At 62.6% G+C, this 25,176-nt stretch carries 20 protein-coding genes; 9 read left to right on the forward strand and 11 right to left on the reverse strand.

Going from position 1 to position 25,176, the window contains the following annotated elements; all coding sequences use genetic code 11:
• Nucleotide 1 precedes the first annotated feature (1 nt).
• The 4 genes from CGK93_RS17370 (at nucleotide 2) to CGK93_RS17385 (ending at nucleotide 3,546) form a co-directional block, all read left to right on the forward strand.
• Entirely contained in the window at nucleotides 2-778 is a 777-nt protein-coding gene (locus tag CGK93_RS17370) for a hypothetical protein (protein WP_089595886.1), read from the forward strand.
• A gap of 30 nt (nucleotides 779-808) precedes the next feature.
• A complete protein-coding gene (locus tag CGK93_RS17375; protein ID WP_089595887.1) occupies nucleotides 809-1,285 on the forward strand; it encodes a Fur family transcriptional regulator in 477 nt (158 codons plus the stop codon).
• Between the two features lie 15 nt (nucleotides 1,286-1,300).
• Entirely contained in the window at nucleotides 1,301-2,782 is a 1,482-nt protein-coding gene (locus CGK93_RS17380; RefSeq protein ID WP_089595888.1) for a catalase, read from the forward strand.
• 128 nt (nucleotides 2,783-2,910) lie between these two features.
• On the forward strand, nucleotides 2,911-3,546 hold the full coding sequence (locus CGK93_RS17385) for a DUF2461 domain-containing protein (protein ID WP_089595889.1): 636 nt from the start codon (nucleotides 2,911-2,913) through the stop codon (nucleotides 3,544-3,546).
• A gap of 119 nt (nucleotides 3,547-3,665) precedes the next feature.
• On the opposite strand, the gene CGK93_RS17390 is transcribed toward CGK93_RS17385, so the two are convergent.
• From CGK93_RS17390 to CGK93_RS17415, 6 genes are all read right to left on the reverse strand, one after another.
• The gene (locus tag CGK93_RS17390; protein ID WP_089595890.1) at nucleotides 3,666-5,219 is read right to left on the reverse strand and encodes an APC family permease; all 1,554 of its coding nucleotides are present in this window, start codon (nucleotides 5,217-5,219) and stop codon (nucleotides 3,666-3,668) included.
• Nucleotides 5,220-5,386: 167 nt separating this feature from the next.
• A complete protein-coding gene (locus CGK93_RS17395; protein ID WP_089595891.1) occupies nucleotides 5,387-5,803 on the reverse strand; it encodes a DUF779 domain-containing protein in 417 nt (138 codons plus the stop codon).
• A complete protein-coding gene (gene adhP, locus CGK93_RS17400; protein ID WP_089597546.1) occupies nucleotides 5,803-6,813 on the reverse strand; it encodes an alcohol dehydrogenase AdhP in 1,011 nt (336 codons plus the stop codon). Before adhP ends, CGK93_RS17395 begins: the two co-directional genes overlap by 1 nt.
• A 104-nt stretch (nucleotides 6,814-6,917) precedes the next feature.
• Nucleotides 6,918-8,441: an acetaldehyde dehydrogenase ExaC gene (exaC, locus tag CGK93_RS17405; protein ID WP_089595892.1), complete on the reverse strand. Its 1,524-nt coding sequence runs from the start codon at nucleotides 8,439-8,441 to the stop codon at nucleotides 6,918-6,920.
• 96 nt (nucleotides 8,442-8,537) lie between these two features.
• Nucleotides 8,538-9,905: a GAF domain-containing protein gene (locus CGK93_RS17410; RefSeq protein ID WP_089595893.1), complete on the reverse strand. Its 1,368-nt coding sequence runs from the start codon at nucleotides 9,903-9,905 to the stop codon at nucleotides 8,538-8,540.
• 149 nt (nucleotides 9,906-10,054) lie between these two features.
• The gene (locus CGK93_RS17415) at nucleotides 10,055-11,497 is read right to left on the reverse strand and encodes an FAD-dependent oxidoreductase (RefSeq protein ID WP_089595894.1); all 1,443 of its coding nucleotides are present in this window, start codon (nucleotides 11,495-11,497) and stop codon (nucleotides 10,055-10,057) included.
• 117 nt (nucleotides 11,498-11,614) lie between these two features.
• Here CGK93_RS17415 and rarD point away from each other — a divergent pair, with 117 nt between their 5' ends.
• The gene (rarD, locus tag CGK93_RS17420) at nucleotides 11,615-12,709 is read left to right on the forward strand and encodes an EamA family transporter RarD (protein ID WP_089595895.1); all 1,095 of its coding nucleotides are present in this window, start codon (nucleotides 11,615-11,617) and stop codon (nucleotides 12,707-12,709) included.
• A 306-nt stretch (nucleotides 12,710-13,015) separates the two neighbouring features.
• The gene (locus tag CGK93_RS17425; RefSeq protein WP_089595896.1) at nucleotides 13,016-15,457 is read left to right on the forward strand and encodes a polysaccharide lyase 8 family protein; all 2,442 of its coding nucleotides are present in this window, start codon (nucleotides 13,016-13,018) and stop codon (nucleotides 15,455-15,457) included.
• Nucleotides 15,458-15,631: 174 nt separating this feature from the next.
• Here CGK93_RS17425 and gabT read toward each other — a convergent pair whose 3' ends face one another.
• Together gabT and CGK93_RS17435 are read right to left on the reverse strand one after the other, a co-directional pair.
• Complete coding sequence (gene gabT / locus CGK93_RS17430) at nucleotides 15,632-16,987, reverse strand: 4-aminobutyrate--2-oxoglutarate transaminase (protein ID WP_089595897.1); 1,356 nt, start codon at nucleotides 16,985-16,987, stop codon at nucleotides 15,632-15,634.
• A 46-nt stretch (nucleotides 16,988-17,033) separates the two neighbouring features.
• Nucleotides 17,034-18,464 carry an aminobutyraldehyde dehydrogenase gene (locus CGK93_RS17435; protein ID WP_089595898.1) on the reverse strand — a complete coding sequence of 477 codons (1,431 nt, stop codon included), beginning with the start codon at nucleotides 18,462-18,464 and terminating at the stop codon, nucleotides 17,034-17,036.
• Between the two features lie 144 nt (nucleotides 18,465-18,608).
• On the opposite strand from CGK93_RS17435, the gene CGK93_RS17440 reads away from it, so the two are divergent.
• The 3 genes from CGK93_RS17440 to CGK93_RS17450 all read left to right on the forward strand — a co-directional run bounded on the left by CGK93_RS17440 (nucleotide 18,609) and on the right by CGK93_RS17450 (nucleotide 22,075).
• Nucleotides 18,609-20,051: a PucR family transcriptional regulator gene (locus tag CGK93_RS17440; RefSeq protein WP_089595899.1), complete on the forward strand. Its 1,443-nt coding sequence runs from the start codon at nucleotides 18,609-18,611 to the stop codon at nucleotides 20,049-20,051.
• Nucleotides 20,052-20,141: 90 nt separating this feature from the next.
• Nucleotides 20,142-21,398: an MFS transporter gene (locus CGK93_RS17445; RefSeq protein WP_089595900.1), complete on the forward strand. Its 1,257-nt coding sequence runs from the start codon at nucleotides 20,142-20,144 to the stop codon at nucleotides 21,396-21,398.
• Complete coding sequence (locus CGK93_RS17450; protein WP_089595901.1) at nucleotides 21,395-22,075, forward strand: FadR/GntR family transcriptional regulator; 681 nt, start codon at nucleotides 21,395-21,397, stop codon at nucleotides 22,073-22,075. The genes CGK93_RS17445 and CGK93_RS17450 overlap by 4 nt, the downstream gene beginning before the upstream one ends.
• A gap of 10 nt (nucleotides 22,076-22,085) precedes the next feature.
• Here the strand turns inward: CGK93_RS17450 and CGK93_RS17455 are convergent, their stop codons facing one another.
• From CGK93_RS17455 to CGK93_RS17465, 3 genes are all read right to left on the reverse strand, one after another.
• Nucleotides 22,086-23,465 (reverse strand): MBL fold metallo-hydrolase, encoded by a 1,380-nt coding sequence (locus tag CGK93_RS17455; protein WP_089595902.1) that lies wholly within the window; start codon nucleotides 23,463-23,465, stop codon nucleotides 22,086-22,088.
• Between the two features lie 139 nt (nucleotides 23,466-23,604).
• A complete protein-coding gene (locus CGK93_RS17460) occupies nucleotides 23,605-24,087 on the reverse strand; it encodes a hypothetical protein (RefSeq protein WP_089595903.1) in 483 nt (160 codons plus the stop codon).
• A 5-nt stretch (nucleotides 24,088-24,092) separates the two neighbouring features.
• On the reverse strand, nucleotides 24,093-24,707 hold the full coding sequence (locus CGK93_RS17465; protein WP_089595904.1) for a hypothetical protein: 615 nt from the start codon (nucleotides 24,705-24,707) through the stop codon (nucleotides 24,093-24,095).
• Nucleotides 24,708-25,176: the final 469 nt, after the last annotated feature.

Consider the following 25,176-nt stretch of genomic DNA (forward strand, 5'->3'; position numbering starts at 1 on the left):
CATGGTCGCATCGCGACAATTGCTGTACCGTTCGGCCTTTTGGGAGATCGCCAGGCCACGTCACCCCCTCACCGCCGGGCATGTGCTGATCAGGCTCTCGGACCCCTCAACAGAGTTCGCACACCCGTCAGCCGCCGACTGGCTCTTCTGCCACGGCCTGGTCCGTGCCGCTTTGGCCGACGTCCTGGGCGCCACCCGGTGCGCCATCATGTTTGCCCACCAATGGCACCCCTTGGGTTCAGCCATCGGGGAGCCGGTGGCGGAATCGTCAACGCCCACCTTCCACCTCTTCGGGCGATGGGACGGAGAAACCACGACGCCGGCACACCAGCTTTCGCTTCCGGCGCACCGCCGGAAGGGCGAACCGGACCACGATATGGAAGCCACCGACGCAGCCATGCGTGAGGCACTGCGGCTGGCCCGGCCGGAGACTATGGTGGGCTCCGACGCTGCGGCCAGTGCCGCCGTCGAGCCTGTTTCCGGTACCGGTCCGCTGGTCCGGGCCGTGGACGCTGGACCACGCCACACCGTCCTGGAAACTGTCAGGAAGCTGGCAGCCATCAGCGAGGTCCGTCCGGCAGAGTTGTTGGCGATCGGTGCAGCCTTGGCCGCACTTCCCGTCCCCGGAGGTTTCAGTGGATTCAGTTGTGTTGCCTTGGAAGGCGAAGAGCCTGGAGCTCCGTTGCGGGTCCATGCCCTGGGCCGGTCAGCTGCCGAAGACGTCAACCCCTTGGAGGGCCTCTTAAATTTGCCTGAAGTTAGCCTTGCCTTATTGTGAACTCCTCAAAATAAGTGTTTCAATGAATGCATGACAGATCACACCGCCGAGCAAGCAGAATGGGCAGCCGCCCTGCATGCCCACGGCCGGCGTGTGACCAAACAGCGGCTGGCAGTGCTCGCCGCAGTCCAGCACCATCCGCATTCTCCGGCAGAAGGCATTCTTGCCGCTGCGCGCAAAGAGCTTCCTGAACTGACGGCGCAGTCCGTTTACGTAGTGCTCAGCGACCTCACGGACCTGCAGATGCTGCGCCGCTTCGAGCCCCCGCACTCCCCCGCGCTCTACGAAACCCGGGTGGGTGACAACCACCATCACGCCGTGTGCATCAGCTGCGGCAAGGTGGAGGACGTGGATTGCGCCGTGGGCCACGCACCGTGCCTCACCCCGCATTGGGATGAGAATTCCAAGCCCATGACCATCCAGATCGCAGATGTCCTCTATCAAGGCGTCTGCCAGGACTGCCAGTCCAAACAACAGCTTCCCGTAACTTCCGTAACTCAGAAATAAGAAAAAAGGAGAACAATGACTGCTATTTCAACAACCCAGTCAGGTGCACCCGTTACCTCCGACGCGCACTCCAAGTCCGTCGGCGCTGACGGTGCCATCATCCTCACCGACCACTACCTGGTGGAGAAGCTCGCACAGTTCAACCGCGAGCGTGTCCCGGAGCGTGTAGTGCACGCCAAGGGTGGCGGCGCTTTCGGTACGTTCAAGACCACCTCGGACGTTTCGGCCTACACCAAGGCAGCCTTCCTGCAGCCGGGCACCGAGACGGACATGCTGATCCGTTTCTCCTCCGTTGCGGGCGAGAACGGTTCTCCCGACACTTGGCGCGACCCCCGCGGTTTCGCCGTGAAGTTCTACACCTCCGAGGGCAACTACGACCTCGTTGGCAACAACACCCCCGTCTTCTTCATCCGCGACGGCATCAAGTTCCCGGACTTCATCCACTCCCAGAAGCGCCTCCCGGGCAGCCACCTGCGTGACGCTGACATGCAGTGGGACTTCTGGACCCTCTCCCCCGAGTCCGCCCACCAGGTCACCTGGCTCATGGGCGACCGCGGCCTCCCGGCTTCCTGGCGTGAAATGCAGGGCTACGGCTCGCACACCTACCAGTGGATCAACGCCGCCGGCGAGCGTTTCTGGGTCAAGTACCACTTCAAGTCCAACCAGGGCGTCAAGACCATCACCGGCGACCAGGCTGAGCAGCTGGCCGGCTCGGATGCGGACTTCTACATCCGCGACCTCCAGGAAAACATCGCCGACGGCAACTTCCCCTCCTGGGAACTGCACGTCCAGGTCATGCCTTACGAGGACGCCAAGACGTACCGCTTCAACCCGTTCGACCTCACCAAGGTGTGGCCGCACTCCGACTACCCGCTGATCCACGTGGGCACCATGGAGCTGAACAAGAACCCGGAGAACTACTTCGCGCAGATCGAGCAGGCCACCTTCGCGCCGTCGAACTTCGTTCCGGGTATTGCCGCTTCGCCGGACAAGATGCTGCAGGCCCGCATCTTCTCCTACGCCGACGCACACCGTTACCGCGTGGGCACCAACCACGCCCAGATTCCGGTGAACCAGCCCAAGAACCAGGTCAACAACTACAGCCAGGATGGCCAGGGTCGTTTCCTGTTCAACTCCCCCTCCACCCCGGTGTACGCACCGAACTCTGTTGGTGGCCCGGCTGCTGTTGAGCCCACCTCACCGGCCGGTGGCTGGGAGAACGACGGCGAGCTCACCCTCTCCGCCCACACCCTGCACGCTGAGGACGACGACTTCGGCCAGGCCGGTACCCTGTACCGCGAGGTCTACGACGACGCTGCCAAGGCCCGCCTCCTGGAAACCATCACCGGTGCCGTTGGCGGCGTGAAGAACGCCGACATCAAGGAACGCGCCATCCAGTACTGGACCAACGTTGACTCCGAGCTCGGCGCCAAGCTCCGCGCCAACCTCGGTGCAGGCCAGACCGAGTCCGACGCCGAAGCAGCCAACAAGCTCTAAGCGTCTTTGCTCTACTGCATTTCCTGATCACCCCGCTGCGGATCTCCGCGGCGGGGTGATCTTTTTGTTTTCCACATAGCCTCCGTTGGCTATGGCTGGGCCGGTAGTGGCGTCCCTAGGATCCTTCCATGAGCACATTCGAAGGCATCACTACTGCCGCATTCCGCTTTTACGCTGAGCTTGAAGAGAACAACAACCGTGAGTGGTGGCTGGAGCATAAAACAACGTACGACGCCGAGGTCAGGGAGCCGCTGTCAGCTCTCCTTTCAGAGTTGGAACCGCAGTTCGGGCCAGCCAAGATCTTTCGCCCTCACCGGGACGTCCGCTTCTCCCAGGACAAGTCGCCGTACAAGACAGCCCAAGGGGCCTTTGCCGCCACCCAGGAAGGCGTCGGCTACTACGTCCAGATCAGCGCGGATGGCCTGCTGATCGGCGGAGGTTACCACTCCCACACTCCGGCGCAGCTGGCGCGATTCCGGGCCGCAGTGGACGCTCCGGACAGTGGATTGGAGCTCCAGGGAATCGTTGACGCGGTGGCAGCGTCAGGCTTCGCCATTGAGGGCGAGAAACTCAAGACCGTTCCACGTGGTCTGGACAAAGACCATCCACGCGCTGAGCTGCTCAAGCACAAGTCCTTATCAGCGAGCGTAGAGGTGGGTCAGCCGGAGTGGCTGTCCACTCCCGCAGCCCGTAACGAGATTGCTGCCCGGTGGGAAGTGCTGAGGCCGCTGGTGGAATGGGTCGGTCAGCATGCCGCGCCGTAATTGCGCTGGTGTTGGCGGGAACGCGCAAAAGCGCCCGGAAACCGATGGTTCCCGGGCGCTTCACGGAGCGACTTCTGGAGCTGATGAGTGCAGCTGTCTGACAAGCTGCCGCGATTGGTTTAGACCTTCGTGTAGCTGTCTTCGTCCTCGTCGCCGTCGACCTGGCGGCTTTCGGGAGCACCGTTCACGGAGGCCTTGGCCGCAGCGAATTTCTCGTTCAGCCGTGAGTGGCGCTGGCCGTAGGCAAAGTAGATGCCCATGCCAATGACCAGCCAGATCGCGAAGAAGATCCAGGTTTCAACAGCAAGGTTGGTCATGAGGTAGAAGCAGAGCACTGCGGAGACCCACGGCAGGACCTTGCCGAACGGGACACGGAAGGCGGGCTTGAGATCAGGACGCTTCTTACGCAGCACCAGGATGCCCAAGCTCACCATCACGAACGCAGAGAGCGTTCCGATGTTGATCATTTCCTCGAGCAAGTCCACCTTGGTGACACCCGCCACCACAGCCACCGCTGCGCCACAGATGATCTGCAGACGGGCCGGCGTGGAACGCTTTTCGCTGGTCTTGGACAGTGAGCGCGGCAGGAGTCCGTCGCGGCTCATGGCAAGCACCACACGGGACAGGCCCATGAGCAGCACCATGATCACGGTGGTCAGGCCCACCAGGGAGCCGAACGCGATGACCTTGGCAGCATCCGTGTTGCCCACGGCCTCGAAAGCTGTGGTCAGGGTGGGGTTCTTCACCTCGGCCAATTGCGTGTAGGAAACCATGCCAGTCAGCGCAAGGGAGACCAGGATGTACAGCAGCGTCACTACGGCAAGGCCACCGAAGATGCCCCGGGGAAGGGTCTTCTGCGGGTTCTTGACCTCTTCTGCGGAGGTTGCCACGACGTCGAAGCCGATGAAGGCGAAGAAGACCAGGGCTGCGCCGGCGAAGACGCCCAGGGTTCCATACTGGGCCGGAGCGGCGCCCGTGAGGAAGCCGAAGAAGGACTGCTTCATAACGTCCGCAGCACCGGAGTCGGTGGGCTCGGAGGCAGGAATGAACGGGGTGTAGTTGGAGAACTTCACGTAGCTGAAGCCAACCACAATCACGAACAGCACCACGGCGATCTTGATCAGCGTGAAGACGTTGCCGACGCGGGCGGACAACTTTGTCCCCAGCACCAGCAGCACGGTGAAGATCGCAACAATGAGGAACGCACCCCAGTAGAGGTCAACGCCGGCTACCTGGATTGATGGTGGCATCTCCACGCCCATCAGGCCAAAGACCGTACTGAGGTAGATGCCCCAGTACTTGGCGATCACAGCGGCTGCGGTAAAGAGTTCAAGGATGAGGTTCCAGCCGATGATCCACGCGAGGACCTCGCCCATGGTGGCGTACGTGAACACGTAGGCAGAGCCTGCCACGGGGATCGCTGTGGCGAATTCGGCGTAGCACATGATGGCCAAAGCACACGTGACAGCGGCGATGGCGAAGGAGATGGTGACGGCCGGGCCGGCAAAATTTGCAGCAGCCTTGGCGCCGACCGAGAAGATCCCGGCGCCGACAGCAACGGCGACGCCCATGATCATGAGGTCCCAGGTGCTCAGGCTGCGCTTGAGCTTGCGACCGGGTTCGTCAGCATCGGCGATCGACTGCTCGATCGATTTGGTCCTGAAAATGTTCATAAAAATGCCACATTCTGGATGGGAGTGGTATAGGACTCATCAAGAATAGTGTCCGGCCAATGGACGGCCATATTTATCCCAAATAGTGAGACGAACCATGAAACCCCGTGACAGGAGTGACTGGTGTGACGGGGACGCATTGCCCCCGTCACACCAGTCAGGTGCCTCTAAACGCTTGGTACGTCCCAGTCCATGAGGGTGGAACGAATCAGGAACCGTTTGCCCTCAGGTGATTCCACCGAGAATCCACTCCCACGGCCGGCCACTACATCCACGGTCAAATGGGTGTGGGACCAGTAGTTGAACTGCTCTTTGGACATCCAAAACCCGAGCGGCTGCGGCTCCCCTTCGGCTCCGATGTCGAACGTGCCCAGGAGGACGTCGGAATCACCGGTCAGGAACTCCCCTGCCGGGAAGCACATGGGGGCAGACCCGTCGCAGCAGCCGCCCGACTGATGGAACATGAGCGGCCCGTGCTGCTTCCAGAGCTTGCGGAGCAATTCCACGGACACCGCGGTGAGCGCCACCCGGGAGAAATTCTCCCCGGGCAGCGTCACCGCGGCTTCCAAGCTGACGTTGTTCATCAGAACTTCAGCACCACACGGCCGTCGATCTTGGCGTGCTTCATCTCGTCAAGAACCGCGTTGACTTCGGAGAGTTCCCTGGTTGAGACCGTCGGCTTGATCTTTCCCTGGGCGTAGAACTCCAGTGCCTCCTCAAGATCCTGGCGTGTTCCCACGATGGAACCGCGGACCGTGAGTCCCTTGAGGACGATCTCGAAGATCGGCGCAGGGAAGTCTCCTGGTGGCAACCCGTTGAAGACGATCGTTCCGCCACGACGAGCCATACCGATCGCTTGTCCAAAGGCCGACGGATGCACAGCCGTCACCAGGACTCCGTGGCAACCGCCGGTTTCCCGCTGAATGACTTCCGCCGGATCCTCGTGCAGCGCGTTGACCGTCAGTTCGGCGCCGTGCTCGCGGGCCAGAGCCAGCTTGTCGTCGGCAATGTCCACGGCAACCACGCGAAGCCCCATGGCCACCGCGTACTGCACGGCGATGTGCCCCAAGCCGCCGATGCCGGAGATGGTGACCCACTGGCCAGGCCTGGTCTCTGTCATTTTCAGGCCCTTGTAGACAGTCACGCCGGCACACAGCACCGGCGCCACTTCCACCGGGTCCGAGCCTTCGGGAATCCGCGCCGCAAAACGTGTATCCACCAGCATGTACTCGCCGAACGAGCCGTCTACGCTGTAGCCGCCGTTCTCCTGCGACTCGCACAGGGTTTCCCACCCGGTCCGGCAGTACTGGCAGTCTCCGCAGGCAGACCACAGCCAGGCATTGCCCACCAACTGGCCAATGGCAACGTCTGTGACGCCTTCGCCCAAGGCCACGACTTCTCCCACACCCTCATGGCCCGGGATAAACGGCGGCGTCGGCTTGACTGGCCAGTCGCCTTCGGCGGCGTGCAGATCGGTATGACATACCCCCGACGTGATGAGACGGACCAGCGCCTGGCCGGGACCCGGCGTCGGGCGTTCCACTTCCTTGATCTCGAGGTCGGTACCGAACTTGGTGACGACTGCAGCTTGCATGGTTGTCATTGACGATCTCCTTTGATCCGTACGAATGGTGGGAGTTTTTGTACAGCTGATGCCCCTAAAACCACTCCAGAAGGGCATCTGCTGTACAAAAACTCTTAGAAGAAGCCGAGCTTGTTCTCGTTGTAGCTGACCAGGAGGTTCTTGGTCTGCTGGTAGTGGTCCAGCATCATGGCGTGGTTCTCACGGCCAATACCTGAGGACTTGTAGCCACCGAAGGCGGCACCTGCCGGGTAGGCGTGGTAGTTGTTGACCCACACGCGGCCGGCCTGGATTTCCCGGCCTGCGCGGTAGGCGACATTTCCATTGCGCGACCAGACTCCGGCACCCAGGCCGTAGAGGGTGTCGTTGGCGATGCCGATGGCGTCGTTGTAGTCGCTGAACTTGGTGACGGACACTACCGGACCGAAGATCTCCTCCTGGAAGATGCGCATCCGGTTGTGGCCTTCGAAAATGGTGGGCTGGACGTAGTAGCCCCCTGCCAGATCGCCGGACAGCTCGGCGCGGGCACCACCGGTGAGCACCTTGGCACCCTCCTGCTTTCCGATATCGATGTAGGACAGGATCTTCTCCAACTGGTCATTCGAGGCCTGCGCGCCAACCTGGGTGTCGGTATCCAACGGATTGCCCTGGATGATCTTGTTGGTGCGGGCCACGACGTCCGTCATGAAGGAGTCATAGATGCCTTCCTGGACCAGCGCACGGGACGGGCAGGTGCAGACTTCGCCTTGGTTGAAGGCAAAGAGCGTGAAACCTTCCTGGGCTTTGTCGTAGAAAGCGTCGTTCTGGTCGGCGACGTCGTCGAAGAAGATGTTGGGGCTCTTGCCGCCCAGTTCCAAGGTGACGGGAATCAGGTTGTTGGACGCGTACTGGCTGATGAGTCGCCCTGTGGTGGTCTCGCCCGTGAAGGCGATCTTGCGGATGCGGGAGCTTGAAGCGAGAGGCTTGCCGGCTTCTACGCCAAAGCCGTTGACGACGTTCACTACACCGGCAGGGAGGAGATCACCGATGAGTTCCATGAGGACCAGGATGGACGTGGGCGTCTGTTCGGCGGGCTTGAGGACTACGGCGTTACCGGCGGCGAGCGCGGGGGCCAGCTTCCACACGGCCATGAGGATCGGGAAGTTCCAAGGGATGATCTGGCCAACAACGCCCAGCGGTTCCTTGAAGTGGTAGGCGGTGGTGTCCTCGTCCAACTGCGAGAGGTGGCCCTCCTGGGCACGGACAACGGAGGCGAAGTAGCGGAAGTGGTCGGCTGCCAACGGGATGTCGGCGTTGAGGGTTTCGCGGATTGGCTTGCCGTTGTCCCAAGTCTCCGCGACTGCGAGCAACTCCACATTCTCGTCAATACGGTCAGCGATCTTGTTGAGGATCGCTGCGCGCTCAGTGGCGGAGGTCTTTCCCCAGGAAGGTGCAACCTTGTGGGCGGCGTCGAGGGCCAGCTCGATGTCCTCGGAGGTGCCGCGGGCAACTTCGCAGAAAGCCTTGCCCGTGACGGGAGTGATGTTCTCAAAGTAGGCGCCCTTGACAGGGGCAACCCATTCTCCGCCGATCCAGTTCTCGTAGCGGTCCTTGAACGTGACCTTTGAACCCTCGGCACCCGGCTGTGCGTAAACAGTCATTGCTAGCTCCTTTGCTGCGAATCACGGTGGCTGTCGCCATTGATCCGAGCCTAGGAGCGGGGAGGTTGCAGCTACGTTGCAACCATGTGAGTCAGCTCACGCGGTGAGTTCGGTGTCGATTCGTTCAAGATCGGCCACGACGGCGGCCCGCTTGGGTGAGCGGGGCGGCAGCAGCTTCAGGACGGCAAGGCGGAGGTCGACGTCGTACTTCGCCTCCGGCAGCTCCGCGTACTTGAGGAGGGAATCGACGCTGCCGTCGCTGAGCAGCGCCTCGCGCAGCAGGTGCGAAACCCTTTCACGCAACTGCACGACGCCGGGCGCCTCCGAGCGTGGCAGGACCGCACCTTTGTAGATTTCCAGGGCGATGCGGTGGGCGCCTCGTTGCAGGCAGTTGAGGACCTGGCCGGAGTCGGGAAGCAACTCGACGGGCAGGCGATACGGCCGGGACTGGGGAACCGCGTCCGGGCTGAGCTCCTGGATCACTTTGCGGAGGCGCACCATCTCGGCCCGCAACGTGGCCGAGTAGCCGTCTCCGGGGTACAACTGGGCGCACAGGTCTTCTGCGCTGAGCCCGTCAGGGTGGCTGCCCAGGATGGCCAGGATTTCACTGTGCCGCGCGGACAAGGACACGGTCCGGCCGTCGATGCTGAGCAGGGCCTGGTCGCGGCCCAACAGTTGCAGGCTGTTGCGATACAGGGCATGGCTGGAGGTTGCGGCCGCGCTCCGGCGTCGAGGTTTCTCACGCACCGCTGCGGCCAGCGTCAGGCGTTCGATCCGCAGTTGCGCCTGGGCGGCGGCAACTGTTGCCTCCACCAGGGAGAGGGTGTGCGCGGCCACTGCGGTTTCGGTGCCGGTGATGTCTACGACGCCCAGCACCGCCCCGGAGTCGGGGTCGTGGAAGGGAACCGCAGTGCAACTCCATGGGTGGACGGAGCGTTTGAAGTGCTCGGCGCCGGAGATCTGGATGCTGCGGTCCAGGGCGAGTGCCGTGCCGGGTGCGCTGGTGCCCACGGAAGCTTCGGACCAGTCGGCGCCGGCCACGAACATCATGCTTTCAGCGCGGCGCTGCATCACCGGGTCGCCGTCCACCCACAGGAGCCGGCCGACGTCGTCGCCCACCGCCACCAACAGGCCGCTGTCATGGCTGGGTTGGACCAGCAACTTCTTGATCACGGGCATGATGGTGGCCAGCGGATGCTGCCGGCGGTATTCCTCCAGCTCGTCCTGGTCCATCGCCAGGGGAGCCTCGGCGACGTCGGGATTGGCTTGCAGGCTGGCCGAACGCTGCCAGGACTCACGCACCAAGCGGCGGAGACCCACGATGTCCTGGGTGGTTCCGGGACGGGCGGTTCCCGTGGTTCCGGGACGGAGGGAGTCCAAGCGCTCGTGGCCCATCAGGGCACGCTTCTGCACCAGTGCCGCGGCCTCGCTGCCTGGAACAGGCGGATGGATTGGATTCCTCATCGAACTCCCTGGTAGTCCGCATTAACAGTGCTCTGCACGTGTGGTGGGCGGGACAGTACGGTGAAGTCTAGTTCGGGGAAGGGAGTTTTTGTACAGCTGAGGCCCCTAAAGCAGCCGAATGAGGGCATCAGCTGTACAAAAACGCCTTGTCAGCCGCGGGAGATCCGGATCATTTCCTCGCGCGGAACAACTTTGATGCGCTCACGGACCACACCGTCGCCTTCGGACCCTTCACCGGAATGCCAAGCGGCGCCCAGCGCAGCCTCGTGCGCATCCAGCCGGTTCCAGCCTTCCCACGTGGTGTACTCGATCCCGCGCTCCTCAAGGAGATCGATGATGGCCTGCGGATCCGGGTTTTCGGCCGGGGGCAGGTTGAGCCTGTCCTCGAGAAGGAAACCAATGGTCTCCAGGGCATCACCCTTGGTATGGCCGATCAGCCCCACCGGTCCGCGCTTGATCCAGCCCGTGGCATAGATTCCCGGCACCGGCTCGCCATCGGCACCCAGGACGCGACCGCCGTCGTTCGGTATGACGCCGCGGCGGGCATCGTACTCAAGCTCCTCCAGTGGGGAACCGTGATAGCCGATTGCACGGTAGACGGACTGCACCGGGTACTCGATGAATTCGCCCGTGCCCTTGACGTTGCCCGTTCCGTCCAGCTGCATGCGCTCGAATTTGATCCCCGAGACCTTGCCGGGAGTTTCCGGCGAATCAAGGATCTCCACGGGGCTGTGGAGGAAATGCAGGTGCAGGCGGCGTGAAGATGGCTGCTCGGATTCGGCGTGCTCCTCCACCAGCCAGTTGGTCATGGTGTTGACCATGGTCTTGATCTGGTTGTTGGACTTGATGGCTTCATCCGAGGCTTCGTCGAACTCGAAGTCCTCGGGGTACAGGACAATGTCCACGTCCTTGCAGTGGGACAGTTCGCGCAGTTCCAACGGGGTGAACTTCACTTGGGCCGGGCCGCGACGGCCGAAGACGTGGACATCGGTGACCGGAGACTTTTTCAGACCAGCGAAGACGTTGTCCGGGATCTCCGTGACCAGCAATTCCTCCGGGTGCTTGACCAGCATCCGGGCCACGTCCAAGGCCACGTTGCCGTTGCCGATCACCGCGATCTCGCGGGCGTCCAGCGGCCAGTCACGGGGAACGTCCGGGTGTCCGTCGTACCAGGAAACGAAGTCGGCGCCGCCGAAGGAGCCCTCCAGGTCGACCCCCGGGATGTTCAGGTCCGCGTCCTTGATGGCGCCCGTGGAGAAGATCACGGCGTCGTAGAAGGCGCGGAAGTCGTGGAGCGTCAGGTCCCTGCCATAAGTTACGTTTCCCAGGAACCGGATATCGCCGCGGTCCAGGACCTTGTGCAACGCGTTGACGATGCCCTTGATGCGCGGATGGTCGGGAGCCACGCCATAGCGGATCAGGCCGTACGGCGCAGGGTATGCCTCGAAAAGGTCGATGCTGACCTCCACGTCGCCGTCCTTGACCTCGTTGGATTTGGTCAGGATATCCGCGGCGTACACGCCTGCGGGACCTGCGCCGACGATGGCAACGCGAAGCGGACGTTGGGGGGTGGTTGCGGCTGAGTTGGACACCGTTAGCCCTTCCGAAGCAGTGAGCCACGCCGTTGTTGGGGCGCGCAGATTCCAATTCTAGATGTCCACCCCACGCCCGGCCGCCTATATGGCAGGAGTCACGGAAATTCACCAAGATTGCGGAATATTGCGTGCCTGCGTGGTGTTGGCGACAATGTGTCGACTCCGGATCAGATAGCTGCCAGCTCTTCCTCTTCAAGCCAGCCCACGACGACGACCGTCGGGGCCGGCGGGCAAAGTACCGGCGGCGTCGGCAAACCTGACGCTGATGCCGGCAAGCCCGTGCGGAGCGAGTCGACGGCGGGAATCCTGTTCGGCATCGGCGCTTACGGCCTGTGGGGCCTTCTTCCTCTGTACTTCTTCGTCCTGATGCCGGCGAGCGCAGTCGAAATCGTGGCGAACCGGATTGTCTGGTCCCTGATCTTCTGCGCACTGCTCATCACCATCACGCGGGCCTGGCGCGTTTTCGGTGCCGCGGTGAAGGACCGCAGCGTGTTCGGCTCCCTGGCCCTGGCAGCAGTCCTCATCGCCATCAACTGGCTCACCTACACTTTCGGGGTCACCACCGGCCACGCTGTTGAGACGTCCCTGGGCTACTTCATCAACCCGTTGGTCTCAGTCCTCCTGGGTGTGTTCGTGCTGAAGGAAAAGCTGCGTCCACTGCAGTGGGCTGCGGTGGGTATCGGCTTCGTCGCAGTGGGTGTCCTGACTTTCTCCTACGGACAACTCCCATGGATCGCCCTGATCCTGGCCTTCAGCTTCGGCCTCTACGGTTTTGTCAAAAAGCGAGTCGGACCCAAGGTGGACGCCCTCACCAGCCTCAGCGTGGAGACAGTAGTGCTGGCTCCCTTCGCCGCCATCACCATGGTGGTCCTCGGCGTAACGGGCGTTCAAACGCTCACCACATTGGGCGCGGGGCACTTCTGGTTGCTGGTCGCCTCGGGTGTCATCACGGCTGTGCCCTTGCTGTTCTTCGGTGCCTCAGCCCGCCGCTTGCCCATGACCACCATCGGCCTGCTGCAGTACTTCGCGCCGGTCCTCCAGTTCGTCGTGGCGCTGACGGTGTTCAACGAGACCATGACCACGGCCCGCTGGATCGGCTTCTGCGTGGTGTGGCTGGCCCTGATCCTGCTGACCATCGACATGCTGCGGACCACGCGGAAGAACTCCGTGATGAAGAAAAAGGCCCGGCTGGCTGCTGCGGGAGCCTAGGCGGACTCGCCGAGTTCGCGGGAACCCTGCCAAATCACGCGGAAATTGCCCGACGATTTGGCAACCTTCCCGCGAATTCGCTGTTTGGCCCATCACGGGCTGTGCAGTTCTGTTCATTTCTGTTGAGGGGGCCGGGACTCGGACATAAGGTTGCGGAAACTTTCCCACCACGTCCATCCCTCGCCCTCAACGCCCCGTCGCCCTCCTGGCTGCTTGCTGTCGCGCTTCCCATCGCTGGGGAGACCGCCGTCGCACGCCTGTTGGGTGGGCTGGGCGCTCCGGGCAGCAGCCTTGAACGGAGCAGTCATGAACTTCGCTGGAACCTCCATGAGCCGCCGAACCCTCTTCCGCACCGCCGGTGTTGCCGCCGTCGCGGGCGCTCTTCTTTCCCACGCCGGACCATCGATCGCCGCCACGGACGCCGGGCTCAAGGAACTCATTGACCGACGGCGGCTGGTGCTCATCGGAGGCCGGAGCGCCGCGGACATTCCGGAACTCGCGGCGCAACTTGAGGGAATGGGCAAGACCGCCGAAAAGTGGTGGACGTCCATGGACAAGACTCCTGCACGTACGTCGCTGTGGAGCGACATCCCGCTGACCGGAATCGGACAGTCCACGGCAGCAACCGGCAACATGGGGCTGCACTTCAACCGGCTCTACGACATGGCACTTGGATACGCGGTCCCGGGCAACCCCTACGCAGGGAACCCTGAGCTGGCTGCAGACATTGTGGCTGGACTCAAGCTACTGAGTGACACCGCCTACAAGCCGTCCACTAAGGCAGCAGGAAACTGGTGGTTCTGGGAGATCGGTGTCCCCCGTAAGACAGTGGACATCCTGACACTCCTCCACGCTGAAGTTCCAGAAGCTCTCCGCACCTCCTTGTTGGCAGCTGTCCGCTGGTTCGCTCCCAACCCGAATTGGCGCGGCCGTGCCACATCCTTGGCGGAAACCGGTGCCAACCGCGTGGACAAGTCCTTGGCCTGCTGTATGCGGGGCATCCTTGACAACAATTCAAGTGAGATCGCGCTGGGCAGGGACGCCTTGAGCGATACCGTGCGCGGTGGGATCAACAGCGTCTTCACCTATGTCACCAGTGGTGACGGGTTCTACGCCGACGGCTCCTACGTCCAGCATTCCTACCTCCCCTACGCAGGGACTTACGGAGTGGTGGCGTTGGCGGGGATCGCCGAGATCATAGCAATGCTCGGTGGAAGCACGTGGGCAATCAACGACCCCAAGCGCTCAGTGCTGCTCGACGCCGTGGAGGACACCTACGCCCCGTTCGTATGGGACGGACGCATCATGGACACCATCCGTGGGCGTGCTGTCTCCCGTCAGCGCGAACCCGACTACGTCAGCGGCTTCGGGCTCATCTCTGCTGTCCTGTTGCTGGCACCGGGCTGCGACGAGCCGTACCGTTCACGGTTCCTGGCTCTGGCCAAGGGCTGGTTGGAACGCTGCGCGGACCAGAAACTCGTGGGGCACCCAACCCAAAGCCTGGCAAAGTCCCTGCTGTCCCTCGGCGTCCTGTCAGACGCCGCAGTGGTTGCCGCACCCGCACCCGTTTACAGCCGCATGTTCGCCGATCAGGACAGGTTGGTCCACCACCGCCCGGACTGGGGCTGCACAGTGAACCTCTCCTCCAAGCGCATCGGCCGCTACGAGTGGGGCAACAGCGAAAACAACCTCGGCTGGTACCAGGGTGATGGCATGACCTTCCTGTACACGCGGACCGATCCGTCCCAGTTCAGCGCTGACTTCTGGCCCACCGTGGATCCATATGCGCTGCCTGGCACTACCGTGAATGACCAGGTACGTGCCAGCGGCGCAGGAGCTGCCGGGACCGGAATCCCCCGCGCGTTCCAGGCCTTCGCCGGTGGCCTTACCGTGGAGGGAAGGTGGGGTGTGATCGGCATGGACCACCTCAACCACAACAAGACTTTGTCCGGCCGGAAGTCCTGGTTCTTCCTGGACGACTCGGTGGTCTGCCTCGGCGCGGGCATCACCGGCACGGGAGGCACGGCAGTCATGACCACTGTGGAGAACAGGTCCTTCGCCGCAGGTTCAGTGCCTGCTGTGCGGACCGATTCCCGGAACCGTCGGATGGCCCCCGGTGATGCACCCGTAGTCGTGAAGCGATCCGTGCACCTTGAAGGCCACGGAGGCTACGTCTTCCTCGATGGCCCAGGCGTTTCCGGGGCTCCTGAGGTTGCGGTGGTCAGCCGGACGGGAAGCTGGTTCGACGTCAATTCAGGAGCAGACACGGGTGGCACCGCGGATCCCGTCTCACGGGAATACGTGACCATCACTCATCGTCATGGCACAGACCCGGTTGCGTCCGGCTACGCGTATATGGTCCTGCCGGCTGCAGACCACTCCACCACGTTCTCCCAATCCGCCAACCCAGACGTGAAGGTCCTGGCCAACTCTGCCGAGGTCCAGATGGTGGAGGTGGCCAAGGACAAGCTGGTCATGGCCAACTTCTTCGCAGCAGGCTCCGCAGGCGGATACGCAGCGTCCGGGCCGTGCACGCTGGCCTCGAGGCAGTCCGGGGACAAGCTCACTTTGTCCGTGGCAGACCCGTCACGGACGCAATCCTCTGTACGGATCACTCTCGATGACTCGGCGTGGCGCACGCTGGTGGATTCCGATGCCGGGGTGTCCCTGGTGAGCGCCAATCCGCTGGTCCTCGAGGTCCAACTCGACGGACATGGCCACCAGAAGAACCTGACGCTGGGCAGTTAGGCGCGTTCCGGCGTCGTACATTTCGCGATCCCCCCGCCGAGTTCGCGGGAACGGTGCCAACACGCCCGGAAAGCTCCGGCGAACACGACGCGTTCCCGCGAAATCTGCGCAGAGACACAAGAGGAGGGCCGGGTACAAAACCCGGCCCTCCTCTTGCGTGTGAAGTGCTAAGACTTACGCGTGTGCCTTGATGGCTGCGGCGAGGACTTCGAGGCCGTCGAGCAGCAGTTCGTCGCTGATGACCAGCGGCGGGAGCAGACGGATCACGTTGCCGTAGGTGCCACAGGTCAGGATGATGACACCTTCCTTGAGGCAAGCGGCAGCAACGGCCTTGGTGAGCTCAGCGTTCGGTTCCTTGGAGCCGGGCTGAACGAGCTCGATGGCCAGCATGGCGCCGCGGCCGCGGATGTCGCCAACCACGGAAACTTCTTCAGACAGTTCGCGGAGCTTGCCCAGGGCGAGCTCTTCGATGTGGCGGGCGCGGCCGTTGAGGTCGTGCTGTTCCATGGTGTCGATGGCTGCCAGTGCTGCTGCGCAAGCAACCGGGTTGCCACCGTAGGTGCCGCCGAGGCCGCCCGGGTGGACGGCGTCGAGCAGGTCGGCGCGGCCGGTGATCGCGGACAGCGGGAGGCCACCGGCGATGCCCTTGGCCATGGTGATGATGTCCGGGACAACACCTTCGTGGTCAACGGCGAACCATTCGCCCGTGCGGCAGAAGCCGGACTGGACCTCGTCTGCGATGAAGACGATGCCCTTTTCCTTGGCCCACTCGGACAGTGCCGGGAGGAAGCCTTCGGCCGGGACGATGAAGCCGCCCTCGCCTTGGATGGGTTCGATGATGATGGCGGCCACCTGGTCGCCACCGATCTGCTTCTCGATCATGGTGATGGCGCGCTTGGCGGCCTCGGCACCGGTGATCTCCGGGTTTTCTTCACGGAACGGGTAGCTCATGGGCATGCGGTAGACCTCGGGCGCGAACGGGCCGAAGTTGGTCTTGTACGGCATGGCCTTGGCGGTGAGTGCCATGGTCAGGTTGGTGCGGCCGTGGTAGGCGTGGTCGAAAGCTACGACGGCGTCACGGCCGGTGGCCAGGCGTGCAACCTTGACGGCGTTCTCCACGGCTTCAGCGCCGGAGTTGAACAGCACGGTGCGCTTGGCGTGGTCGCCCGGGGTGAGGCGGTTGAGCTGCTCGGCAACTGCAACGTAGCCCTCGTACGGGGTGACCATGAAGCAGGTGTGCGTGAAGTGTGCAGCAGCTTCCTGGACAGCGGCGACGACGGCGGGGTCGGACGCGCCGACGCTGGTCACGGCGATGCCGGAGCCCAGGTCAATAAAGGAGTTGCCGTCGACGTCGCGGATGATGCCGCCGTCGGCGTCTTCAACGTAGACGGGGACGCCTGAGGCGACGCCGGCAGCAACGACGGCGGCGCGACGCTCGGCCAGTGCCTGCGACTTGGGGCCGGGGAAGGCGCCGTTGATGTTGCGCTTCTGCTCGATGCGGTACGAGAGTTCGTTCGCGGTGGTGGTCATGGGGTGGTTGCCTTTCTGGGAAATTCGTACGGGTGGGGCGAACGCGCTACGCGTCGAGTGCACTCATCACGTGCTTGATGCGCGTGTAGTCTTCCACGCCGTACATGGAGAGGTCCTTGCCGTAGCCGGACTGCTTGAAGCCGCCGTGCGGCATCTCTGCCGTCAGGAGGATGTGGGTGTTGATCCAGACCGCGCCGAAGTCCAGGTCGCGGCTCATGCGCATGGCTGTGCCGTGGTCGGTGGTCCAGACGCTGGAGGCCAGGGCGTATTCGACGTCGTTGGCCAGCTCGAGCGCTTCGGCTTCCGTGCTGAACTTCTGGACGGTGATGACCGGACCGAAGGTTTCCTTCTGCACGATGTCGTCGGTCTGCTTGGCGCCGGAGATGATGGTGGGCTCGAAGAAGAAGCCCTTCTCGCCTGCACGGTGGCCGCCGGTTTCGATCTTGCAGTTGGCCGGGAGGTGTTCCACTACCGAGGTGACGGCGTTGAAGTGGTTCACGTTGTTGAGCGGGCCGAAGTAGTTGTCTTCGTCGTTCTGCGAACCGGTGTGCAGCGTCTTGGTGTGTTCCACCATGGCTGCCACGACGTCGTCGTGAACGGAGTCCTCCACCAGCACGCGGGTGATGGCGGTGCAGTCCTGGCCGGCGTTGAAGAAGGCGAACTCGGCGATGGCCGCGGCGCTCTTCTTGATGTCGGCGTCCTTGAAGACGATGGCCGGAGCCTTGCCCCCAAGTTCCAGGTGTGCGCGCTTGAGGCCCTTGGCTGCGCCGCTTGCCACGGCGATGCCGGCGCGGACGGAACCGGTGATGGAGACCAGGCCGGGGGCCTTGTGGTCCACCATCATGGCGCCGGTTTCACCGGTGCCGAGGACTACGTTGAGGACGCCGGCCGGGAAGATCTCCCCGGCGAGGCGTGCCAGCACCAGGGTGGATTCCGGGGTGGTGTCGGAGGGCTTGAGGACAACGGTGTTGCCGGCTGCCAGGGCGGGGCCGATCTTCCAGATGGCCATGAGGAACGGGTAGTTCCACGGCGCAACCTGGGCGACGACGCCGATTGGTTCGCGGCGCACGTAGGAGGTGTGGCCCTCGAAGTATTCGCCTGCGGACTTGCCTTCCATGATGCGTGCTGCACCGGCGAAGAAGCGGAGCTGGTCGGCGCCGGCGGCAACTTCCTCGGAGGCGATCAGGGAGCGCACCTGTCCGGTGTTACGGTGCTGGGCGTCAACGAGTTCGTCGCTGTTGGCCTCCACGGCGTCGGCAAGCTTGAGCAGCATGAGCTGGCGCTGGCCGGGGGTAACGTGCTTCCAGGTCTTGAACGCGTCGGCCGCTGCGGTCATGGCAGCATCGACGTCGGCCTGCACCGAAATGGGCGACTTGGCAACGATTTCCCCGTTGGTGGGGTTCACGATGTCCAGGAGACCCGTACCTGCCGGCGTAACGAATTCGCCGTTGATGAAGTTCTGCAAGGTTTGAACCACGGTGTGCAACCTCTTTCGGTGTCTGGGCATGGGTTTTAGCTGATCAGAGCCTATGCCAGGGAGGGGGTGCAAGGAATAGTCAGCTGCACACACAAGAAGCCCTCGCTTAGTGCGCTTGACCAGCGCCGGGTTACGCTTTTAAGCATGGCAATGTCCCTCGCTTCCCTCGTCGCTGTCCCCTCCCTGAAACTCCGCCAGGCCGGCCTCGCCGAAACGACGTGGAACCAGGACATCAGCTGGGTTGCCGTGACGGAACTGGAGGACCCGCAGCGCTTCCTCAGCGGCGGGGAACTGGTTCTCACCACGGGGTTGCGCCTCAAGAGCGCTGCGGACCAGCGGCGCTTTGTCCGCCAGGTCCAGCGCGCAGGCGCCGTGGGCATTGGCTTCGGCATTGGCCTGACGCATGAGGCCGTTCCTGAGGCGCTGATTGCAGAAGCCAACCGTTGGGGCCTTCCGCTGGTGCAAGTGCCCTACGAAATCCCCTTCATCGCCATTGGAAAACTGGTGGCAGAGTCGCACTCAGCGGACCACTATTCCAATCTGGAACGGCTCCTCGCCGGGCACCAGATCCTGGCCCGCTCACTCCTCACCGGCGGCGGCCTGAACGAACTCCTCAAGCAACTGGGCAGCATGCTCCGCACTGACGTGGTGCTCACCCAGTTCAGCGCGCAGCTCTACAACAGCGTGGCCGGGAAGCCGGCGCCGACGGCGGATGGTTGGGCGTCGTATCCGATTCCCACCGGCCGCAGGGATGCCTGCACCCTCTGGCTCCGGCAACCGTTTGTGGACTCGGGAATTGTCAGTTACGCGCAGAACCTCATCAGCGTGGAGCTCAACAACATGGTCAAGCAGCGTCAGTCCCAGCGGGCCATGGCGGGCCAGGTATTGGACGACGTCATCCACGGCACCCTCGAAACCATCGAAGCCGCCCGGCGTTTGGCCGGCGTTGGAATCAACAGCACGAGGAAGAACGTAGTGCTGGTTGCGGAGTCCGCGGCACACCATAAGCAACTGGTCAGCATTTCCCTGCCCCAAGCAATGGAAGCCGGCATCAGCGCCGTCGTCGGGAAGGACCTGGTCACTGTCATCAGCGACGACGGCAGTTCCGCCACTGCCTTGGCCAAGAGCCTCAGTGATCACCTTCAGGAGGCCGGCATCCATGCCGTGATCGGCATCGGCGGCGCCTACACGAAGCCGAACGGTTTGCGCTGGAGCTACTTTGAAGCGCGCGACGCCGTGGCGCACGGCTTGCCGGTCAACGAGCCTGAACGCCTGAGCCTGACGTCCCTGTTGCTCGCCAGCGAGGACGTTCCTCTCGCCGACATGGCCAGCGAGTCCCTCACGCCGCTGCGGAAATTCGACGCCGCGCACGGGGCCGAACTGGTGGCCACGCTGGAAAGCTACTTGAACCACAACGGGTCAGTGGCTGCAGTGGCGGAAGCCCTGACGTTGCACCGGAATACGGTGCGGTACCGTCTTGCACAGATCACCGAGTTGACGGGCTACGACCCCTCCCAGACGCCGGACCGGGTGCAGCTGTGGCTAGCCTTGGCGGTGCAGCGCCTGGGTTCACGCAACCCTCGCTGAGCGGGCCTGCTTCGGCTAGCCCACAGTCCCTGGCGGAGAGCTTCGCCACAAAACTCTGGACATTAGACGTCAAACGTCTAACCTTTAAATATGGTGACGACTTCTCTGACGACAACTACAGGAAACATCCCTCTGGTCTCCCCCGCGCAAGCGGTCCCTAAGACGCGTGTCGTCGCCGTCGTCGGCATTATTGCCGTGGTTCTTATCGGTCTGAACCTTCGGGCGGGCATCACCAGCGCCGCCGCACTGTTCCACGAACTGCAGCAGGTGCTGGGCTACGGCGCTCTGGTCGCGTCCATCCTGCCGTCCATCCCGCTGCTGTGCTTTGCTGTCGCAGGCATGGGAACCTCGTGGTTGACCCGGCGTGTGGGTGTCGAGAAAGCCATTGCCATCGCTTTGGCGCTGCTGGCCGGCGGCTTGCTGGTGCGTGGCGTTCCGGTGACCGGCGCCCTCCTTGGTGGCACCGTCCTGGCCATGTCCGGACTGGCGGTTTGCAATGTGGCCATGCCGTCGTTCATCCGCGAGCACTACTCCGAGCGCACCTCAATGATGACCGGCCTTTACACGTTCACCATGTCCGGCGGCGCCACCTTCGCCGCAGTCGTCAGCGTTCCCTTGGCGCAGGAACTCGGCTCACCCTCCATGGGTCTGGCTGCCTGGGGCCTGCTGGGTGTCGCAGCCCTCCTCGGCTTCCTGCCGATAGTCCTGCACACCCACCGGAACTCCACCAAGACTGATCGGCCGCGGGTCTCCATGTGGCCGCTGCTCCGCACCCGGCTGGGCATTCTGATCACCGCGATCTTTACGTTCCAGGCCTTCCTGGCCTACGCCGTGATGAGCTGGTTCGCTTACATCCTCACTTCCCAGGGCCTCAGCGCTTCAGAGAGCGGCCTGCAGTTTGGTGTCATGCAGCTGGTCTCCGTAGCTGCCGGCATGATCCTTCTCGCCTTCGGCTCCCGGCCCGGCATGCTCCGCCCCGCGCTGTATCTCGCCAGCAGCTCAACGTTGCTGGCCATTGCCGCCATGATCTGGCTGCCGACGTCGTTGGCCGTTGTTCCGGCCGTGTTGTTCGGCTTCGGCTTGGGCATCTTCCCGCTGGTTTTGGTGATCATCAGCCGCAGCGGACGGTCGACGGCGGAAACCACCGCGCTCTCCACCATCGCCCAATCGCTGGGATACTTGATTGCGGCAATCGGCCCCTTTGGCATGGGCCTGCTCCACAGCGCCACGGGCGGCTGGGTGCTGCCGCTGAGCCTGTTGTCCATTGTGGCCGTAGCGCTCATGGTCACCTGCCACCTGCTCACCAGCAAGCGCACTGCCACCAAGACCGGACCGAGGACTGCATGACCCTGACTCCATCGCATCGCCCGGCTCTGGCCGAGGAGATTACTTCCAAGCTGCGGGACATGATCAAGTCCGGCGAATGGCCGCTCCAGGAGCGCATCCCTGCGGAGCCCGAGCTGATGTCCACCTTGGGTGTTTCGCGGGGAACCCTGCGGGAGGCCATCAAGGCGCTGGCCCACTCCGGCATGCTGGAGGTCCGACGCGGCGACGGCACCTATGTCCGGGCCAACAGTGAGATGTCCGGCGCGGCCCAGCGGATGTACTTGGAGCACACCCAGGAACACATTGTGGAAGTCCGGCTCGGCCTGGACACCCAGGCTGCCCGCCTGGCCACCAAGCACGCCACCGCCGAAGACCTGGCCGAAATGCGACGTCTCCTGGCGCTACGCCACGATGCTTGGCAGGCCGAGGACTATCCCACGTGGGCCAGCGCCGACTGGGAATTCCACGAGCGCGTTGCCTTGGCGTCAGGGAATCCCCTGCTGCACCAGTTGTACGTTTCGTTCGGTGGCGTGTTCCACAACGACCTCCTCCGGCAGCAGCGCAAGGGCGGCTTCAACGGCATCCCCCGCGAGGGCCACGACGAATTGGTTGATGCCCTCGAAGCCCACGATCCCGACGCGGCCGTCAGCAGCGTCTACCGGAACCTCGACTACTGCTCGGACCAGGCGCCGCGGTAGCTTTTGCTGTTTACGGCACTGTCTCGATTCCGGCTCCGGCGGCGTCCCTGAACCTGGCATTGATCAGGACCACCTCGCGCCCGGCCCGATCCAGCAGGCTCGCGGCAACACTCGCCCGGTATCCCGTGGCACAGTGCACCCAAATCCTCTGATCCGGCAGTTCGGTGATCCTCCCGAGGAGCTCGTAGACGGGCACGTTCAGCGCACCCTTGATATGGGATGTGTTGAACTCGTCCGGACGCCGGACGTCCAACACCACGTCCTCCGGCTTCCGCTCGCTTGCAAAGAGGTTCCAATCTCCGTGCTCATAGCTCACCCGGGGAGATTGCGGTGCCAGGGCTCCGATGTCCAGACCCGTTGAGTCAGGCCCGACGGCGGCATCCGGGCTGTCGATGCCGATCCTCGCCAGGTCGCGGATCGCCTTATCAACCTCGCCGCGTGGGCCCAGCAACGTGAGCTGCTGGTTCCACGGGATCACCCAGCCGAGGTAACTGGTGAAGTTGTCCCCGCGACCGTATTCGAAGCTCACGCTGCCTTGAAGGTGGGTATCAGCGAAAGCCACGCGGTGGCGCAGATCCACCACCCACTCCCCTGCCCTCAACCGCCGGCTCAGCTCCACGGGATCAACGGAGTCCGGAACTGTCAGGTCCGGGCGGCCCGGTCCGGCCGCATTCAGTGGGCTCATGTGGGCGTAGTAGGCAGGATAGGCGGAGATATTCTCCAGCAACTCTGCAACGAAGTGGTCCTCGTGGGGATCCGTCAGGGCGTGGTTGGACTTTGCCTGCTCAGCAATTGTGGACGATTCCTGGCGGCTCGCGGGACCTATGGAACAGAACGAACCAAATCCATGGGTCGGGTACAGCGCTGCCTCCGGACGGGCCGCGTCCACCAGGCGCCGCACGGAGGAATACTGGTCATGGGCCAGCTTTGCCGTGTCATGAGGGGAAACCAAGTCCGTCCGCCCTACCGAACCATAGAGCAAGCTGCCGCCGGAAAACACAGCCTCCAACCCGCCGTCGTAGGTGTCATCCCTCACCACGTAAGAGAGGTGCGTGTGCGTGTGGCCCGGCGTCGCAACGACCGAAACCGAGAGCCTGCCGACGCGCAGGACCTGGCCGTCAGTGACGGGAACCCTCACAAACGAAACCTCATCGGCCGCGTTCACCAAGTACGCGGCACCGTGCTTCTCCGCCAGAACCAAACCACCGGTGACGTAGTCATTGTGCAGGTGCGTTTCGGCCACATGCGTGATCCGGACGCCGGCTTCACGGGCAGCCTTTTCAACCCGGTCAATGTCCCGTTGGGGGTCTATCACCACCGCCACAGTGCCGTCATGCACCAGGTAGCTGCGGTCCCCCAACTGGGGAGTTTCGATGACGACGACGTCCATGGTTCAGGGTACAGCCGGAGCTTGTAACGGAAGCAGAGGAGCCTACTATGGTGATCCCTGCAGCTACCAGGAATCCCCATGGCTACAGGCCTCTTGAGTCAGCCCCTCTTTACCTCAGGTTATGGAATCCTGATTCTCTTCATCGCTCGGGGTCTCCTGAGCCCAGAAACCGGTTCCTCGAAATTGCGATGTTCCAAGAAATGAGAATACCGAGAACTGTTGCAGATGCTAGTGAAAATGCCCCCTCTACCAGCCACTGCAAGAAAATTGAGTTAGTGCGCTGGCCCAGCTCAGTTTCTGGTTGCCCAATAATGATGGCGATAATCATCGTCATGCCCAATGTGATGGTTGCTCCCCAAAGTGGGGCCACCGAGCCATTCGATTTTTGAGGCGAGAAACGGTCGCGGAAAACCCCCATTGTGACTGCACTGAGAATCACTGCTGCTAGCTGGTATTCCCATGCCGCCCTCGGAACCATGGCTTGAATAGGGTTGCCTAGAAAATCCGTAATGATCCCGTCCTGGGCGTTTCGAATTTGGATCGAAAGGAAACCAAGGGCAAGTATCCAAGCAACTGTAACCATCATCGACCCGAGCGTTCGAATAACGCTGGTGCTGGGCACGTTGCCTAGTCCAATCGGTTAAGAACGAACGCACGCTTTGATGTGCTTCGCGGCAGTTCGACCGTGAGAGGCAAGTCTTCGAGGCCTTCAACCAGGAGCAGGCCGCTTGCCCGATTACTCTTAACCGAATCTGCCCGCAGGGACTTCGATGTGGGGTTGGCTTCCAGTTCGACATCAGCGGGCACCAGATAAGCGGTAACTCCCTTCGCGTTAGCGGCTGACTGATCGCCCCAGAGATGGAGTGAAAGACCACTCTCATTGAAGTGGGCCCGTGTCATGCAAGCCGTTCCGATGTTTCCTGCCGGCGCCTCGAGGGATACGACCATGCAGACTTCTGACCGATCAGAGCTCACAGCCGCATAGTACGACGCGCTTTCTGTCTTCTTTAGCAGGCGCATGGAATCTGTCGCCAGGTCCGATAAGGCATGGCTTGCGGTTACAGCTGAAGGGGGCAGGTCTATTGCCCGCTGTTCTTGGCCTAGCGCAGGGACCAAAACGTCCGGATCCAGCGAACCCTCTTTGGTCGCGAGGGCCGGGGACGCGAAGATGGCCAACGCTACGCTGGAGATCGCGAGTGCGGCAGCGGCGGTCGAGCGTAAGTGCTTTGATGAAAAAGTCATTTGCTACTCCTGAAGGAAGAGGGATCGAAAGCCAGGTCTTAAGTGCAAGACGGCTTATTGTCGTGACCTGGCACAGTCAACCCCTGTTGTCCCTTGAATTTGAAGCCCGTAGCCCCACCAGCAGTCGCCGTGAGTCAAAGCGGCAGGCAGAAAGCGGCGACTACGATGTCGCCATCATGAGGGAATGTTTACATCTTTCTGATCATTGCACCAGTTAATCATTTCTGGAGTGTTAATAATCCCGAATTCGGAGAAATATCTGGATTTCCGCGTCACGAAACAGCAAAAGCCGTTTCGCGCATTGCGATCTTCGTGCCGCATGATGTGGCAGCTCTGGTCTTGGAAACCGATGCTGATCCATGCAAAACGACCCATCCTGGTTGGTCCAGGCTGGGTCTTCGATTGATGCTGAACAGATTGGTAGGCGTAGCGAACACATACTTGAGCGGCCTCTACGGGCAACTGCTCG

It is taken from the genome of Arthrobacter sp. YN, from assembly GCF_002224285.1.
In the GTDB taxonomy this organism is placed as follows: domain Bacteria; phylum Actinomycetota; class Actinomycetes; order Actinomycetales; family Micrococcaceae; genus Arthrobacter.